13 protein-coding genes, 16 tRNA genes and 1 rRNA gene are annotated in these 13,947 nt (G+C 50.9%); 2 read left to right on the top strand and 28 right to left on the bottom strand.

All coding sequences use genetic code 11. The features are described from left to right. Window positions 1-28: 28 nt before the first annotated feature. From mobA to PUT07_RS29130, 9 genes are all read right to left on the bottom strand, one after another. A complete protein-coding gene (gene mobA / locus PUT07_RS29170) occupies window positions 29-643 on the bottom strand; it encodes a molybdenum cofactor guanylyltransferase (protein ID WP_274472300.1) in 615 nt (204 codons plus the stop codon). Further along, window positions 640-1,284: an MOSC domain-containing protein gene (locus tag PUT07_RS29165; RefSeq protein WP_274472299.1), complete on the bottom strand. Its 645-nt coding sequence runs from the start codon at window positions 1,282-1,284 to the stop codon at window positions 640-642. The genes mobA and PUT07_RS29165 overlap by 4 nt, the downstream gene beginning before the upstream one ends. A 74-nt stretch (window positions 1,285-1,358) precedes the next feature. After that, window positions 1,359-2,714: a molybdopterin-dependent oxidoreductase gene (locus tag PUT07_RS29160; protein ID WP_274472298.1), complete on the bottom strand. Its 1,356-nt coding sequence runs from the start codon at window positions 2,712-2,714 to the stop codon at window positions 1,359-1,361. Window positions 2,715-3,857: 1,143 nt separating this feature from the next. Next, window positions 3,858-4,343, bottom strand: a complete 486-nt coding sequence (locus PUT07_RS29155) for a copper amine oxidase N-terminal domain-containing protein (protein WP_274472297.1) — start codon at window positions 4,341-4,343, stop codon at window positions 3,858-3,860. Between the two features lie 150 nt (window positions 4,344-4,493). Then, the gene (locus PUT07_RS29150; RefSeq protein ID WP_274472296.1) at window positions 4,494-5,522 is read right to left on the bottom strand and encodes a sensor histidine kinase; all 1,029 of its coding nucleotides are present in this window, start codon (window positions 5,520-5,522) and stop codon (window positions 4,494-4,496) included. Between the two features lie 14 nt (window positions 5,523-5,536). Further along, window positions 5,537-6,253 carry a response regulator transcription factor gene (locus PUT07_RS29145; protein ID WP_274472295.1) on the bottom strand — a complete coding sequence of 239 codons (717 nt, stop codon included), beginning with the start codon at window positions 6,251-6,253 and terminating at the stop codon, window positions 5,537-5,539. A 93-nt stretch (window positions 6,254-6,346) separates the two neighbouring features. Continuing rightward, window positions 6,347-6,808: a DUF2269 family protein gene (locus tag PUT07_RS29140; protein ID WP_338000784.1), complete on the bottom strand. Its 462-nt coding sequence runs from the start codon at window positions 6,806-6,808 to the stop codon at window positions 6,347-6,349. A gap of 112 nt (window positions 6,809-6,920) precedes the next feature. Further along, window positions 6,921-8,156 carry an MDR family MFS transporter gene (locus tag PUT07_RS29135; RefSeq protein WP_274472293.1) on the bottom strand — a complete coding sequence of 412 codons (1,236 nt, stop codon included), beginning with the start codon at window positions 8,154-8,156 and terminating at the stop codon, window positions 6,921-6,923. A gap of 133 nt (window positions 8,157-8,289) precedes the next feature. Further along, the gene (locus PUT07_RS29130) at window positions 8,290-8,673 is read right to left on the bottom strand and encodes a hypothetical protein (protein WP_274472292.1); all 384 of its coding nucleotides are present in this window, start codon (window positions 8,671-8,673) and stop codon (window positions 8,290-8,292) included. Between the two features lie 233 nt (window positions 8,674-8,906). Between PUT07_RS29130 and PUT07_RS29125 the strand changes: the two genes are divergently transcribed. Beyond that, window positions 8,907-9,701 (top strand): alpha/beta fold hydrolase, encoded by a 795-nt coding sequence (locus PUT07_RS29125; protein WP_274472291.1) that lies wholly within the window; start codon window positions 8,907-8,909, stop codon window positions 9,699-9,701. Here the strand turns inward: PUT07_RS29125 and PUT07_RS29120 are convergent. After that, a complete protein-coding gene (locus tag PUT07_RS29120; protein WP_274472290.1) occupies window positions 9,691-10,914 on the bottom strand; it encodes an ROK family protein in 1,224 nt (407 codons plus the stop codon). The two genes, PUT07_RS29125 and PUT07_RS29120, sit on opposite strands and share 11 nt — an antisense overlap. 65 nt (window positions 10,915-10,979) lie before the next feature. Further along, window positions 10,980-11,687 carry a class I SAM-dependent methyltransferase gene (locus PUT07_RS29115; RefSeq protein ID WP_274472289.1) on the bottom strand — a complete coding sequence of 236 codons (708 nt, stop codon included), beginning with the start codon at window positions 11,685-11,687 and terminating at the stop codon, window positions 10,980-10,982. Between the two features lie 187 nt (window positions 11,688-11,874). Here PUT07_RS29115 and PUT07_RS35675 point away from each other — a divergent pair, with 187 nt between their 5' ends. Next, a complete protein-coding gene (locus PUT07_RS35675) occupies window positions 11,875-12,045 on the top strand; it encodes a YjcZ family sporulation protein (protein WP_379240892.1) in 171 nt (56 codons plus the stop codon). 212 nt (window positions 12,046-12,257) lie between these two features. On the opposite strand, the gene PUT07_RS29105 is transcribed toward PUT07_RS35675, so the two are convergent. The 17 genes from PUT07_RS29105 to PUT07_RS29025 all read right to left on the bottom strand — a co-directional run. Next, window positions 12,258-12,336, bottom strand: a tRNA-Leu gene (locus PUT07_RS29105). A 20-nt stretch (window positions 12,337-12,356) separates the two neighbouring features. Next, window positions 12,357-12,445: transfer RNA gene (locus PUT07_RS29100), tRNA-Leu, on the bottom strand. A gap of 10 nt (window positions 12,446-12,455) precedes the next feature. Further along, window positions 12,456-12,529: transfer RNA gene (locus PUT07_RS29095), tRNA-Cys, on the bottom strand. 10 nt (window positions 12,530-12,539) lie between these two features. Next, window positions 12,540-12,614, bottom strand: a tRNA-Gly gene (locus tag PUT07_RS29090). Window positions 12,615-12,628: 14 nt separating this feature from the next. Then, window positions 12,629-12,700, bottom strand: a tRNA-Gln gene (locus PUT07_RS29085). 12 nt (window positions 12,701-12,712) lie between these two features. Continuing rightward, a tRNA-His gene (locus PUT07_RS29080) sits at window positions 12,713-12,788 on the bottom strand. A gap of 13 nt (window positions 12,789-12,801) precedes the next feature. Beyond that, window positions 12,802-12,875, bottom strand: a tRNA-Trp gene (locus PUT07_RS29075). A 12-nt stretch (window positions 12,876-12,887) separates the two neighbouring features. Then, window positions 12,888-12,969 (bottom strand) — tRNA-Tyr (locus PUT07_RS29070). 9 nt (window positions 12,970-12,978) lie between these two features. Further along, window positions 12,979-13,054: transfer RNA gene (locus tag PUT07_RS29065), tRNA-Thr, on the bottom strand. Window positions 13,055-13,076: 22 nt separating this feature from the next. Continuing rightward, a tRNA-Phe gene (locus PUT07_RS29060) sits at window positions 13,077-13,152 on the bottom strand. 20 nt (window positions 13,153-13,172) lie between these two features. After that, a tRNA-Asp gene (locus PUT07_RS29055) sits at window positions 13,173-13,249 on the bottom strand. Window positions 13,250-13,260: 11 nt separating this feature from the next. Beyond that, window positions 13,261-13,337 (bottom strand) — tRNA-Met (locus tag PUT07_RS29050). 53 nt (window positions 13,338-13,390) lie between these two features. Further along, window positions 13,391-13,466, bottom strand: a tRNA-Val gene (locus PUT07_RS29045). Window positions 13,467-13,480: 14 nt separating this feature from the next. Further along, window positions 13,481-13,555: transfer RNA gene (locus PUT07_RS29040), tRNA-Glu, on the bottom strand. Window positions 13,556-13,569: 14 nt separating this feature from the next. After that, a tRNA-Ser gene (locus PUT07_RS29035) sits at window positions 13,570-13,661 on the bottom strand. 3 nt (window positions 13,662-13,664) lie between these two features. Next, window positions 13,665-13,740: transfer RNA gene (locus tag PUT07_RS29030), tRNA-Asn, on the bottom strand. 82 nt (window positions 13,741-13,822) lie between these two features. After that, window positions 13,823-13,947: ribosomal RNA gene (locus PUT07_RS29025) — 23S ribosomal RNA — on the bottom strand; the annotation flags it as partial.

The following is a 13,947-nucleotide window of genomic DNA, read 5'->3' as shown; positions in this document are numbered from 1 at the left end:
AGCGCTAAAATGATGAGAATAATAGTTTTTATGATAGATTTCCTAACATATCCTTATAGCTTTCTGGCGTATTTACATTTACTGCGAAGTCCGTCGGCACTTGATGCTGCGCAAATAATCCATGCTCCGCAGGGAGCCAGTCAATATGATCCAACAGACCCATCAGTCTGTATTTCTCTTGTTTTAACAAAATTTCGGCTTCCGAACCGATCAGCCTGGAGTAGACGCCATGCAGCGGCTGAACCTTGCCGTCCAGAACAGGAATCACGGCGTCGACATACTTCTCTTGACATAATTGGCCCATCAATTGTGCGGCTGCCGACGAAATGAACGGCATATCACAACCGACGATCCACAGCCAATCGTTCGTTGCCGCCTGAGCCGCTGCATGTATACCGCTTAGAGGCCCTTTCTGTACATAGACATCCGATACCCATCGTACATCCATTTCCGGGGAAATTAGCGTTATGTGAGGCTTCAAAACTTCAGGTTCATTGGATACGATAACGACCTGCTTCGTAATTTGCGACATTTCCGTGAGCTGCTTGTGGAGCAATGGCTGACCCTGTACGGGCAGCAATGCCTTCGGCTTTCCTCCCATTCGGCGGTTTAATCCGCCTGCCAAAATAACGCCGGTGATCATGCTTCCATTTCCGCCAATCGATTGCTGAACGATTGCCTCCAGCTTGCCGACAGAGCATCCGCCTCTATCAGAAGCCGAATAGCTTGCTTATTCGCTTTGTCATGGTATTTAATGGTATTGGCAAAAGCAAGCGTAAGGCCCGCTTCATCTTTGGCCACAAGCTTCAACTTGGAATCCTTGGAAATGTAGCCTTCCTTCAGTACCCGGAAGTAGAATCCGGTAAAGCCGGTTTCCTGCATTTTAGCCGGGGCTTGAACCCACTCCAAGCGCTTGCCCGCTTTGAAACAAGGCTGGCGGGGCTGCGAGACCTGCACAATCACTTCATCGATCGCATAGGTGTCGCCAATGCAAACATCGCCTTCCAGCAGCCCGTGAACCGTTAGATTCTCTCCGAACGAACCGGGCGAAAGCTTACGGCCGAGCAGCTCCTCCCAGTAAGCGTAATGCTCCTCCGGATAGACGCACAGCGCTTTATCCACACCGCCATGAACGGTTAGATCCGCTTGCCCGTCTCCTTCCAGCTGTGTTTTCGATACAAATAAAGATGAGCTGACCGGGGATTTATAAATGCCCGTAACCAGCTCTTTACCTTGATAGTCGATTGTCCGTGGCATGCCCACGTTGACCGATATGATTTCCATTGCTCTATTCCCTCATTTCCAAGCAGGTTCTTAGCAATAACTATACCAAAAACCAATTAGAAAGTCAGTTCATCTTATGCACGGTTCGATCTGTTTACCCATGCGTCATTATCGTAACCTCTAACTTCCCAGTAACCTATATGCTCCTTCTCGATCAACTCGATCCCTTGAAGCCATTTGACGGATTTGTAGGCATACATTTGGGGAACGATCAGCCGCACCGGACCGCCTAGCTGCTGCGGGATCGGCTTACCGTCCAGCAGTACAGCAACCATAATATCGTCGCCGCCGGCTTGCTCGAGCGAGAGCGCATCGGTGTAGACTTTGTCACCCGAGTAGAACTTCACATACTTTGCTTTGGCCTGCACGCCTGCTGCCGCCAACATTGCCTTTAGAGGAATCCCCTCCCAGGTGCAGCTATAAACGGACCACCCCGTCACACAATGGAAATCGCTCACCTGCACGGTCCGTTTCAGCTTGAGAAACTCTTCCCAATTCCATACGCCGGGACGATCCACCAAGCCGGATATGGCAAACTGCCATGTATCCGAGGAGAAAGCCGGAATTTCCGTCACTGTGTAGATGCGGAAATTCCCCTGCGCCCCTCCGCCCGCGACGGCGGCGGAGTCCGGCAACGGCTCGGGCGGCGGCACCATCCGGTTGCCGTCCGCCGCGATGTAATCGGCGGTCGCGGACCCGCCGCCGCTTGACACGCCTTTTATCCAGCGATAAAAGGCGGGCCCTACCGCGATCACGAGCAACAAGCCTGCGGCGATCCGCAGGAATGAGGCGCGAGTGATCGGCGACTCTTTCAGCGCGGCGATGACCGCCTGCGCTGCGGACCTGCCCGCGCTGGTTGCCGCGGGATCAGCTTCCACGGCCGCCGGCTGCGCGGCAGGCGGGGCAGCGGCGGCAGCCGGTGCGGCAGTCAGGATCGAGCTCGCGCTAGCGCTCGCCGCCTGTTCCAGCCGCTGCTGCCGCTTCAGCCATCTGCTGCGCGAGATGGCGTGGTACAGGGCATACGGCACGCCGACCCACGTGAGCAGGTCATGGAGGATGAGTGCCGTATTGTTAAGCTGCGGCGGCAGGTAGCGGAACTGCCACAAAATCACCCCAGACGCCGCCCAACCGATCAGCAGCGCCAGCACGAACACCAGATTCGCCCGCTGGTTGCGCTTGTTGCGAATCTGATGCCAATGTTTGCGAAGCATTGGCGCATAGAGGGCGATCAGCAGTATAGAAGCTGCGCCTAAATAAATATGCAGCTGCTTGATCGTCACGCGAACGCCGCCCAAATCTCCGCGTATGGCGCCTACGCTTAAAATAATCCCCGTCACCGTTAGGGCCAGAAGCACCCATGCATTCCAGCTATGTATCCTGTTCAGACGTTTGCCAAAAGATTGCTTTAACCATCCTCTTTTCGACTCCACACGCCCACATCCTATCAATCAAGAGTTAGTACCCTAATCATAACGCACAAATCTTAAAAAAGGCTTACAAAACTATAAGATTCTTTATTCCTGATCTCCCTACATCTGTCACTTTGACTGACGTTGTTCTTGGGAGCTACCTTCCAGCCACTATCCCTTTGGCTCAGGCCTCCGCTCCTGCCAGCTTCCAAGGTCTCACCATGTTTCATTCGAACATGTTCTCACAGAACCAATCCATAACTTGAACCCTATCCAGATCCAGTTCCATAACCATAACCATAACCATACTCATATCCATGTCCATATCAATATCCATATCCCATTCATTCCAGTCCAATCCTATCCGGCTTCCTTAAGTTACCAGTATTATTAGTATCTGCTCTCCACCTTGGCACGTTATATGTTCAGGAACCCTACTCTAACCACTATCCCGTTGGCTCAGGTTCCCGCTCTTAGCCAGCTTTCACGGTTCCCACATGTTCCATTACGAACATGTTCCCACAGAACCGATCCATATTCCTGATCCCTATCCATCCAGTTCCATACCCATATCCTTATCCCATTCATACCAGTCCAGTCCTATCCGGCCTCCCAAGTTACACCAGAGTTATTAGTATCTGCTCCTCCACCTCGGCACGTTATATATTCAGAGGCTCTACTCTAGCCACTATCCCTTTGGCTCAGGACCTCGCTCCTCATCCGCATCTAAGACCTCCCTCATTTTCATCGGGCTCGGACTTCCCACACTCCCCTCCCCTACCCTGAGCCCACACACTCCTCCTCACCCGAGCCTACACTCCCCATCACCCTGAGCCTTGGGGATAGTGGCTAGAGCTGCTGCTTCGGTGCTATGCACCATCGTGCTCGCTCGCTCGCATGCCCACCTGAGCCTCGGGGATAGTGCCCATAGCTCCTACTTCGCCTCGATGCACCATCACAGTTGCTCACCCGCCCATCCACATGCTCATCCTCACCCTGTGCCTTCTCATCCGCCCCTCACTCCCCCTCACCTGAGCCTTGGGGATAGTGCCCATAGCTACTGCTTTGGCTCTATGCACCGCGCTCACTCGCCCGGCCCACAAAGAACCCCCTTCATGGCACAATGTGCAGTGATGGGGGTTCGTGAAAGGGCTTCTTCATGTACTACTTGATCATTTTCATTTCCTTCAATAGATATGTATCAATGAACTCTTTCGGAACATAAGTCATGTCGTTCACAATTGTTGGGGCGACCATTAGCATCTCATTCACATCACCCACGGTGATCGTTTTGCTGTCGATAAAAATTGTGATCATGCTGCTTTTATCCATCATTTTGTCCATCATGGGCTGGTCTTTCATCGTCTTATCTTCTACCATGCTCTTGTCTTCCACCATTGTACTCTTGTCTTCCATGGGCATTGTTTTCATTAAAGCCACAGAGCGGTTGGCCTCGTTCCATTCGACCTTAAAACCCAGTGATTCTGCTACTGTACGAAGCGGCGCAAGCTCGTTGCCCCCCTGCTGGATGGTAGCTACGCTGCTGTAGTCGAATTTGGGCATCATCATTTCTTCGGCGTTAATCAAGCTCGGGAGCGCAACTGCACTTACGGTGATAGCTACTGCAACTGCTTTCAGCCATGTTTTCACTGTGATCTTCCTCCTCATATTAATTTCTTTCTCAGTTCTAAGTTAAGGGGTAGATCTTAAGAAAGACTAACGCAAACATTACAAAAATCTAAAGAAATACTAACAAAAAAACAGCCCGGGACAATAAGCCCGCAGCTGCTGCAATCGGTTCTATATAAAAGGTATCGTAAACCAGAACGTGCTGCCTTGTTCCGCTCCTTGGTCTTTATGGCAATGAACGCTGATCGAGCCTCCGTGTAATTGGACGATTGATTTGGCGATCGCGAGTCCAAGACCGGCGCCTCCGCTTACCCGCGTTCTAGAGGGGTCTGACCGATAAAAGCGTTCGAATATTTTGTCCGCATCCTTCTCCAAAATACCCGGACCTTGATCCCGGATGGAGAGTTTAAGGTAGCGTTCCCGAAATTCTTCACCTTCTATTGTGATACAGCCCCCAACAGGGGAATGTCGAATGGCATTGCCTAAAATGTTAGCTACCACCCGCTTCATCTCCTGAGGCATGATGTACACTGGCGACAAGCGTTCAGGCAAGATCACATGGACATGCAACGACTTCTCTTCCAGTTGAAAAGCCAAGCTTTGGAGGCCGTCTACAATCAATTGATCGGCGTGATAGGGCTCCGGCGCGAATTCCGCTCCGCCTGCATCCAGTTGGGAAAGTTTGAAAAGTTCCTGTATAAGCGCATCCAGTCTTCCCGTTTCCAAACGAATCGTTCGCAAGTAGTGCTCGAATGTGGCTTTATCCTGAATGACGTCATCTTGGAGCGCCTCGACGAAGGCTTGTATGGAAGCCATTGGCGTCCGAAGATCATGCGAGACATTGGCTACAAGCTCTTTGCGGGAGGCTTCAGCCGATCGTAATTTGTCGAAGCTTTCTTTGAGCTTGCCTGTCATCCGATTGAATTGTAACGCCAACTTTCTAAATTCCGACGGTCCTAGTTGGGGAACCACCCCTTCAAACTGCCCTTCAGAAATGCGAGTCGTTTCTTGCGTGATCGCTTGAATCGCTTTCTCCAAAGGACGAGTCATTATATAATGAAGGCCCATGGACACGACAGCAGCGCCTACCGTTACTGTTGAGAGCAGTATGACGTCCTTCCATCTAAGCAGCATATAGTGATAACAAATGAATAGGGAAAGCAAAATAATCCCCGTGCTCACGCCGCTGGCAACAAGCAAATAAATACGAAGCTTCAGGTCGGCTTCCTCCCTTCGAATTTATAGCCGATACCCCATACGGTTTTGATATAGCGGGGCTGGGAAGGGTTTGGCTCGATCTTTTCTCTTAACCGGCGGATATGCACGGTTACTGTCGTTGTATCGCCATAATAATCGATATCCCATATTTTGCTTAGCAATTGGTTTCGCGAGAAGACTTGCTCCGGATGACTTGCGAACAAATGAAGGAGTTCAAATTCCTTCACCGTCAGCTCAATATCTCTATTGCCTACGCGGACGCTGCGGTGCAGCGCGTTGATCTCGAACCCCGGGAATTTCAGGATGTGCGCGGACGCTGCTCCCTCCTTATTTCCCGGCGTTTGTGAACGCTGCAGCCTGCGCAATATGCCTTTCATCCGCAGGACCAGCTCCCGCGGGGAGAACGGCTTCGTCAGATAGTCATCCGCCCCCATGGTAAGTCCCATCAACCGGTCCATTTCATCGCCGAGCGCCGTCAACATAATGATCGGAACGTCCTCTTCGCTGCGGATTTCTTCGCATACCTGCCAGCCGTTTTTGCCTGGCATCATCAGATCCAGTACAATGAGCTGCGGACGATGCTGCCGCCATAGGCGGATCGCCTCTTCGCCGTTATCCGCCGAAAGAACTTGAAAGCCTTCCCGCTGCAAATAGACGGTACATACATCTATAATATTCGGTTCGTCATCTACGACAAGAACGATTGCCCCCACGCTTTTCACCTCCATAAAACTAGTACAATTATAGCGCAATTAATGAAGCTGTATCTTACGGAAGTATTACAAAACAATAAAAGCCCGACATATTTATATGCCAGGCTTCCATACCATCAGTATTAATGAAATCAGCGGAAGAATCGTGCCGATGGTCCCATAAATGTCCCACTTCCTTGAGACTTGTTTGTAAGTGTCTGTTTGTTTCCCCGCTTTTAGCGAATCTGCGCTGTAGCGAATCATTTTTCTTTGCAAGGGCAGCAGTACGAACAACCAGAGCAGTCCGGACAAAGAGAAAAGCAGCAGCGAAGCCGTGACCCAACTCCATTCTACGAGCGAGTATCCTAACCGCGCAGCCATGAGATGGCCGGGAATCAACAGCAAGAGGATACCCGGCACCGTGAATACATAATCCGCCAGCATAATATTTTTGACGGTAAGGTGAATGGCCGTCAGATCCTGCTTCCCGTAATGAGCTCTCACTTTCCAGAAAGCCCCCGTCACAATGTTACCTAGAAATAATACAGCGCCCAGTACATGCAAGAACAAAAGCATATCCAATCACTCCTTTGGATGAATCTTCTTTTGTTCTTATTGTAGACTTTCCGCCATTTTCTGTAAGGTGAGCATGGTCATGACCCGCAGTGACCTAAGTCATTCCCTTAAGTTAAGCTTGCAAAGCAGCCTCTAGAGCCGGCTCCTCTTCCTTCCGGTTCAAGCTGCGGATGTATCGCGACTGGGCAATGCCGGCAATCACAAGGATGACGCCGAGAATGGCAAACATCACTTTCCCGCCAAAATGGCTGAACAGCAATCCGCCCAAGATCGGCCCGATAGCCCGAGACAGCTGCCAGTTCATGCCGAACACGGAGAAGTACAGGCCTCTATGCTCTTCCGGGGCAATGACGGAGATCACTTTCTGAATATGAGGACCGTTCAACATTTCACCAATGGTAAATAAAAACTCGACAAAAAGCAGAATTGCGAGATAAGGAACAAATCCATAACCGACGGATACTAGAGCGAACAACATATACGATACGGCAACGACTGCAAATGCAGGAGCGCGTTCTGTGCGTTTGGCAATCCAGAGCTGCAGGGCTATGACTACACACCCGTTAAAAGTGATGATCGTCGCAAATACGGACTTATAATTTTCAAAATGCTGCTGCAAATGCAGCGGGAATGTCGACTCCACCTGTGCGTACAGAAGGGAGACCGGCATCGCTAGCAAGGTAATCCAAAGCAGCGGTTTATGCTCCGACCATTTGATTTTGGTTTTATTGGAGCCGGCTGCTTGATCTTCGTTGGATTTCATCGGCATCGTCTCCGGAACTTTCCATACGACAAGTGCCGCATAAGCGAACAGCGCGATCGAACAAGCCAGGAAAATGATCGTCGGGTTCATGGTAAACAACAGCAAGCCAAGCAGCGGGCCGAATGCGGAGCCCATGTTCAAGGCTGTGTGCAGCAGCGCGAACACTTCGGCACGCTTCTCCTGTGGAACAACATCCGAGATTTGGGCGTTGGCCGCGGGGCCGAACATGGCATGTCCAATCCCGTTAATAATGGAAATAAGGGCAAATTCCCAAACATGGCTGGCAAATATGTACCCGCCAATCGCAACTGCTTGAATGATAAGCGCGGCCAGCATCATTGGCTTGCGCCCGTACTTATCGCTCAGGCTGCCTGCGTACAGGTTCACGAATATGCCGCATAACGGTTGTAAGCCTACGATCAGCATCGAGAGAAAGACGGAGCCGTCAAGCTTATCGTACAAATAATAGACCAAATAAGGTCGCATCATGAATCCGGCCAATGATGTTAAAATCGTTCCGATGACTCGCACCCATATTGCCGTATCGTACTTGCTAATCAGTGAAAATAGTGGAATTCTATGCATATAGCCCTCCCTGGATGTCTTGGTCTTCTCAGTTTAGGGGCAGAAGAGCAAAAGAAAAAGGTAAAATCTCGTTATACCGGATTTCACCTTTTAGGGGAGGCCTGATTTAATTGTGGATTGGATGATAGGTTGATTACCCTCCGATTCGAATCTTCCGGTAGGTATCGATGAACGAAAGGACATCTACGCGTTTCCCCCTCTTCTTCGCAACTCTGGCCATTTTCACAAGGGTTGTCCAGAATTCGTCGAGTACGGGAGATTCGAAATCATTTTCTTTCGGAGCTTGGGTCAATTTATGCTTGTTATTGTAAGATGAACCTTCGTCTGAGATCAGGTATTGAATCTGACTTTTTTTCCACTGCTCGCCGGTTACGTAGCTGACGCCGATTTCACGCATTTTCTTGCGTACGGATGTGACGGGACGGGATAGTTCTCTGGCAATGACGACCGGTGGGCATTCAGCGGAAAGTCGGATTAATTTGTCCAGTTCTTGAGTGGACCAAGGTTTCTTAGTCATAGCACTAACCTCACTTTGTAGAATGAATGATTCTTTTGTCGCTTTATTTGGGTAACAACGGGTATACTGAGAGAATAACAACGAATTGTTAGAGAAGTATGAGTTAACCATAATGAAAGTATGAAGTCATAACTTTGTCGATATTTTCCTTATTTCCGCGACTATTGAACTAAAATTGTGAACATTTTTAGGACTTTTAGAGTGGAAAAATCAAATTTTGGAGGATGATTGAAGTGAGCCGTCATATTATTGGGAAAGAGCTGTACATTGAGGACAAAGGGCAAGGAAAAGCTGTTATCTTACTGCATGGATTCCCGTTGGACCATCGCATGTGGCAATCGCAGATCGATGCTTTAGCCGCGAATTACCGAGTCATCACGCCTGACTTGCGGGGAATGGGACAATCCGATGTGCCAACGACGAACATTTCGATGGAGCAATACGCGGATGACATTCTATTGATGATGGATAAAATGGACATACAAAAAGCCGCACTCGGCGGCTTTTCAATGGGTGGCTATGTGGCTTTTGCTTTGCTAAGGAAAGCTCCTGAACGTTTCTCTGCTCTCCTGCTCGCGAATACCCGTCCGGAAGCGGACGGCCCGGAAGCGCGTAAAAATCGCATGAATATGGCCGTCTCCCTCTATGACAAAGGAGCGGCTGCGGCCAGAGACGCCATGCTGCCCAAGCTGCTTACCGAGCAGACTGCGAAGGAGCAGCCAGCGCTTGTGGAGAGCTTAAGCGAGGTTATGGGCTCCATGCCCGCCGAAGGGCTCGTTCATGCGAGCTTGGCGATGGCGTTCCGCCCTGACTCCGTAGAGCTGCTGAGCCTGATCTCCGTACCGACACTGGTCATCGCCGGCGAGAAAGACCCAATTGCGCCTCCGGATGTGATGCGCAAAATGGCTGACGCCATCCCAGGCGCCAGCTTCCATGCCATACCAGGCGCTTCGCATTTGGCTCCGATGGAGCAGCCCGAGGCGTTCAACGCTTTGCTGCTTGACTTCCTGAAAGGCGTCACAGCCTGACGAGCTGGTCCATGACCATCACGGCTGCTCCAATGGCAAGTGCTTCTTCACCCAGCTGTCCCTTGCTGAAGACAACTTGGTAGGCGGGATAGTAATACGTCTTCCGAATCGCTACCTGTGTAGCGGTTTGGAAGAATAGCTCCCCGCCGACAATGAGCGGCCCCCCGAGAATAACCTTCTCCGGGTGCAAAATATTTAACAAATTGGCGAGTCCGATGCCAAAATAAGTCGCAGCTTCCGAAATGATCTCCACAGCCAGGGGATCATTTTTTTTGACGGCTTCCATCACATGCGCGTAGGTCACTTGTTCAGGGTCTGGAGAGAAATGGGCCAGCATCGTGGAGCGCCCCTGCTTCAAAGCCGTGCGCGCCGCCTTCTCGATGGCATACAAGGAAGCATACGACTCCAAGGCGCCGTAGTTGCCGGAGGCGTTGCGGGGCGCCACACCGTCCGTCTGAATGATCATTTGCCCGACGGAGCCTTCCATGTCGACGGCGCCATAAATGACCTTCCCTTCGGAGACCATGGAAGATCGTAAACCCACCCCGGCATGAATATAGAGCAGATGCTTGAAGCTCTGCGTCCGCTGATGCCAGGATTCTGCCAGAATGGCCGTGTTCGCCCCGTTATCCAGCATGGCCGGTATCCCCAGCCGCTCCGACAGCTCACGGCATATCGCAACATTCGTCCATCCTTTGGCCGGGAAATAGGATGGCTCCAAGATGGTGCCGGACAGCCGGTCCACGGGACCGACGGCACCGATGCCGATACCCAGCAGCCTCGATGTCTCGATCCCGTGCCGCTTCAGCATAGACTGCGCCTCTTGTACGATGAGGCGGATCAGCACATCAGGCGTCATCTCGGACGTCATGGTCCAGCTTCTTGTGTCCAATTTGTTCATGCCCAAATCGACCAGCACCAGCCTGGACAGCGTTCGTGAGATTTCCAGACCGAACACATACGCATAGGCCGAATTCTTCTCGTAGAGAATCGGCCTGCGTCCGCCTGTCGATGCGCCGAAGCCGGATTCAAGGATGAGCCCTTGACTCGTCAGCTCCTCCAAGAGCCGCGTCAGCGTAGAGACGGTCATCCCGCTTTGCTCTAAGAGCTCTGTCTTGGAGATCGTCGTCTGGCGGCATATGCGTTCATAAATTTCCTTCGCTTTCCGGTTCGGAATGCGTTCCGTAATTACATCAGCATTCAAAAGAAACATCCCCCAATGATAATCTTTCTCATTACATTCGCCATGAGGGTGCCCATTTCCTGCCTAGTATTTGTCTATTCCTTCGATCCTATCATTAACGTATAGCCCATATAGCTATGATATTTGCCTACAAGCTCATCGTATCTGGCCGTAATCTGCCAAATTCGTGGATCCATGAACGATTGCCGGTCGGACAAATGCACAGGATCCGGATGCTGCACCTGATCTTCGAACATCGTTAACGGGAAAGGATGGCTGCCGGAGAAATCTACGGCGAATCCGCTTCCCTGCAGCAGCTCCCGCCACTCTTCCATACTATAAATTTTGCTTACACCGTAGAAGCTGCATAACGCTCTGTGAACGGCTGCTGTCATCGGTTTGACGCGGATCACTTCCCGGTCATACAGCTTTCCTCCGGGCCTCAACACACGATAATACTCTGCTACCGCCTTCTCGGCGTCCGCGAAATTCGTCACGGATTCCACCATGACGACATCGAAAGATGCACCTTCAAATGGGAGCTGGCAAACATCCCCTTCTCTAAACTCCACTTGCACCCCCAGCTTCTCGGCTCTTATCTTTGCTTTCGCAACCATCTCCGGGCGGATATCAATCGCCGTTACCTCAAGTCCCTGCTCGGCAAGGTAGCATGCCGTTCTCCCTGTACCGCATCCGACCTCCAAAACCCGTTTGCCTTTCTCTATCGGGTATTGCTTAAGCTGTTCAATCGTTTCACCGAAACCTCCGGGGTGCGCATTGCCAACCCCAAGCTTTGCTAACATATCTAGGTATTCGATAGCACAGACACCTCCACAGAAGCATTTTAATCTCTTTTCTACCATATGGAGGGCAGTTGTCTCTTGTTCAGCTTACGGACTCTTTTTTATAAAAAAGGCTATCGCCTAAAGCGCGCTTTTTCAGCCCTATTTGGGCTGATTCCCCAGTCAAACGAAGGCATCGCACCATAGGATGTATTGTCTCTCAAGAGAAGGCTGCCGAGAGCATTACTTACGATTGGGGGTGACATCCATGGGTGTTGCTGCTGGTACTGGTGTTGGTGTTGGTTACGGAACTTCCGCTGCTGCTATTCTCGTATTGTTCATTTTGCTCGTAATCGTAACAATGACTTACGCTTGGTAATTCACGTTGGATAACCGTTACAATCTTAGAAGGAGCCGTGGTCTGATGGCACCCGGTTCCTTCTCTTCTTAATTGCTCCGAAGCCCGATAAGAAAGCGTCCAGCTATTTTGCACAGTACATTTACATAGGGTCATCTCTAATATGGTTAGCAGAACGAAGCAAACAAAAAAACACATGAAATCTAATGATTTCATGTGCTTCATGTTCGTTATACCGGCAAGAGGACTCGAACCTCCACCCTTTCGGACTCGATTTTGAGTCGAGCGCGTCTGCCATTCCGCCATGCCGGCTTATTAAATTAATATTACGTTGGTGCCGAAGACCAGACTTGAACTGGTACGGTAGTCACCTACCGCAGGATTTTAAGTCCTGTGCGTCTGCCGATTCCGCCACTCCGGCTTGAACATAGTGGAGGCGCCACCCAGACTCGAACTGGGGGTAAAGCTTTTGCAGAGCTCTGCCTTACCACTTGGCTATGGCGCCTTAGTAATAATGGAGCGGAAGACGGGGATCGAACCCGCGACCCTCGCCTTGGCAAGGCGATGCTCTACCGCTGAGCCACTTCCGCACGGTAATTAAAAACTGGGGATCAAGGATTCGAACCTTGGAATGACGGAGTCAAAGTCCGTTGCCTTACCGCTTGGCTAATCCCCACTATAACTGAAGTGGGGCGATCGATGGGACTTGAACCCACGAATGCTGGAGCCACAGACCAGTGCGTTAACCCCTTCGCCACGACCGCCGCAGTTATTTAATGGCAGGGGCAGCAGGAATCGAACCCACACCAAAGGTTTTGGAGACCTTTGTTCTACCTTTAAACTATGCCCCTATGAAATTGAAATGGAGGCTGATGGATTCGAACCACCGAACTCGGAGAGAGCAGATTTACAGTCTGCCGTGTTTAGCCACTTCACTAAGCCTCCATAAAGCAATGGTGCCGTCGAGAGGACTTGAACCCCCAACCTACTGATTACAAGTCAGTTGCTCTACCAGTTGAGCTACAACGGCATATTCAATTTGATTCGTAAGATGGTGGCTCGGGACGGAATCGAACCGCCGACACGAGGATTTTCAGTCCTCTGCTCTACCGACTGAGCTACCGAGCCTTACGTGATGTTGGTAATAATGGCGGAGCCGACGGGATTCGAACCCGCGGTCTCCTGCGTGACAGGCAGGCATGTTAGGCCTCTACACCACGGCTCCACGATCATTATTGGTTGCGGGGGCAGGATTTGAACCTGCGGCCTTCGGGTTATGAGCCCGACGAGCTACCGGGCTGCTCCACCCCGCGTCATTAAGTATAAGTTATGAATCTTATTAAATCAAGTCTTACCTAAGAATTCATGGTGGAGGCTGACGGGATCGAACCGCCGACCCTCTGCTTGTAAGGCAGATGCTCTCCCAGCTGAGCTAAGCCTCCATGGGAACTAAAAATGGTGACCCGTAGGGGATTCGAACCCCTGTTACCTCCGTGAAAGGGAGGTGTCTTAACCCCTTGACCAACGGGCCTTGCAAAATTATGATGGCGGAGAGAGAGGGATTCGAACCCTCGAGACGCTTGTGACGCCTACACGATTTCCAATCGTGCTCCTTCGGCCAGCTCGGACACCTCTCCATATGGCTCCCCGAACAGGACTCGAACCTGTGACAACTCGATTAACAGTCGAGTGCTCTACCAACTGAGCTATCAGGGAATAGGACAAACATGTTCTTTTCAAGGATTTATTCCTTGAAAACTAGATACGAAACTTACGTAAAGTCGAACCTTAGGATCATTAGGATAAGCCCTCGACCGATTAGTATTCGTCAGCTGCATGCATTGCTGCACTTCCACCTCGAACCTATCAACCTCGTCGTCTACAAGGGGTCTTACTAGTTGGGAAATCTCATCTTGAGGGGGG

Source organism: Paenibacillus sp. MAHUQ-63 (assembly GCF_028765165.1).
In the GTDB taxonomy this organism is placed as follows: domain Bacteria; phylum Bacillota; class Bacilli; order Paenibacillales; family NBRC-103111; genus Paenibacillus_E.
The sequence above is the reverse complement of the archived record's forward strand: the minus strand, read 5'-3'. Positions and strand labels throughout refer to the sequence as shown.

Bases quoted from the DNA above. Each gene is read 5' to 3' on its own strand.
- PUT07_RS29135 (WP_274472293.1), bottom strand. From the start codon at position 8,156: ATGCATAGAATTCCACTATTTTCACTGATTAGCAAGTACGATACGGCA.
- PUT07_RS29120 (WP_274472290.1), bottom strand. From the start codon at position 10,914: ATGTTTCTTTTGAATGCTGATGTAATTACGGAACGCATTCCGAACCGG.
- PUT07_RS29140 (WP_338000784.1), bottom strand. From the start codon at position 6,808: ATGCTTTTGTTCTTGCATGTACTGGGCGCTGTATTATTTCTAGGTAAC.
- PUT07_RS29130 (WP_274472292.1), bottom strand. From the start codon at position 8,673: ATGACTAAGAAACCTTGGTCCACTCAAGAACTGGACAAATTAATCCGA.
- PUT07_RS29115 (WP_274472289.1), bottom strand. From the start codon at position 11,687: ATGTTAGCAAAGCTTGGGGTTGGCAATGCGCACCCCGGAGGTTTCGGT.
- mobA (WP_274472300.1), bottom strand. From the start codon at position 643: ATGATCACCGGCGTTATTTTGGCAGGCGGATTAAACCGCCGAATGGGA.
- PUT07_RS35675 (WP_379240892.1), top strand. From the start codon at position 11,875: ATGTATTGTCTCTCAAGAGAAGGCTGCCGAGAGCATTACTTACGATTG.
- PUT07_RS29165 (WP_274472299.1), bottom strand. From the start codon at position 1,284: ATGGAAATCATATCGGTCAACGTGGGCATGCCACGGACAATCGACTAT.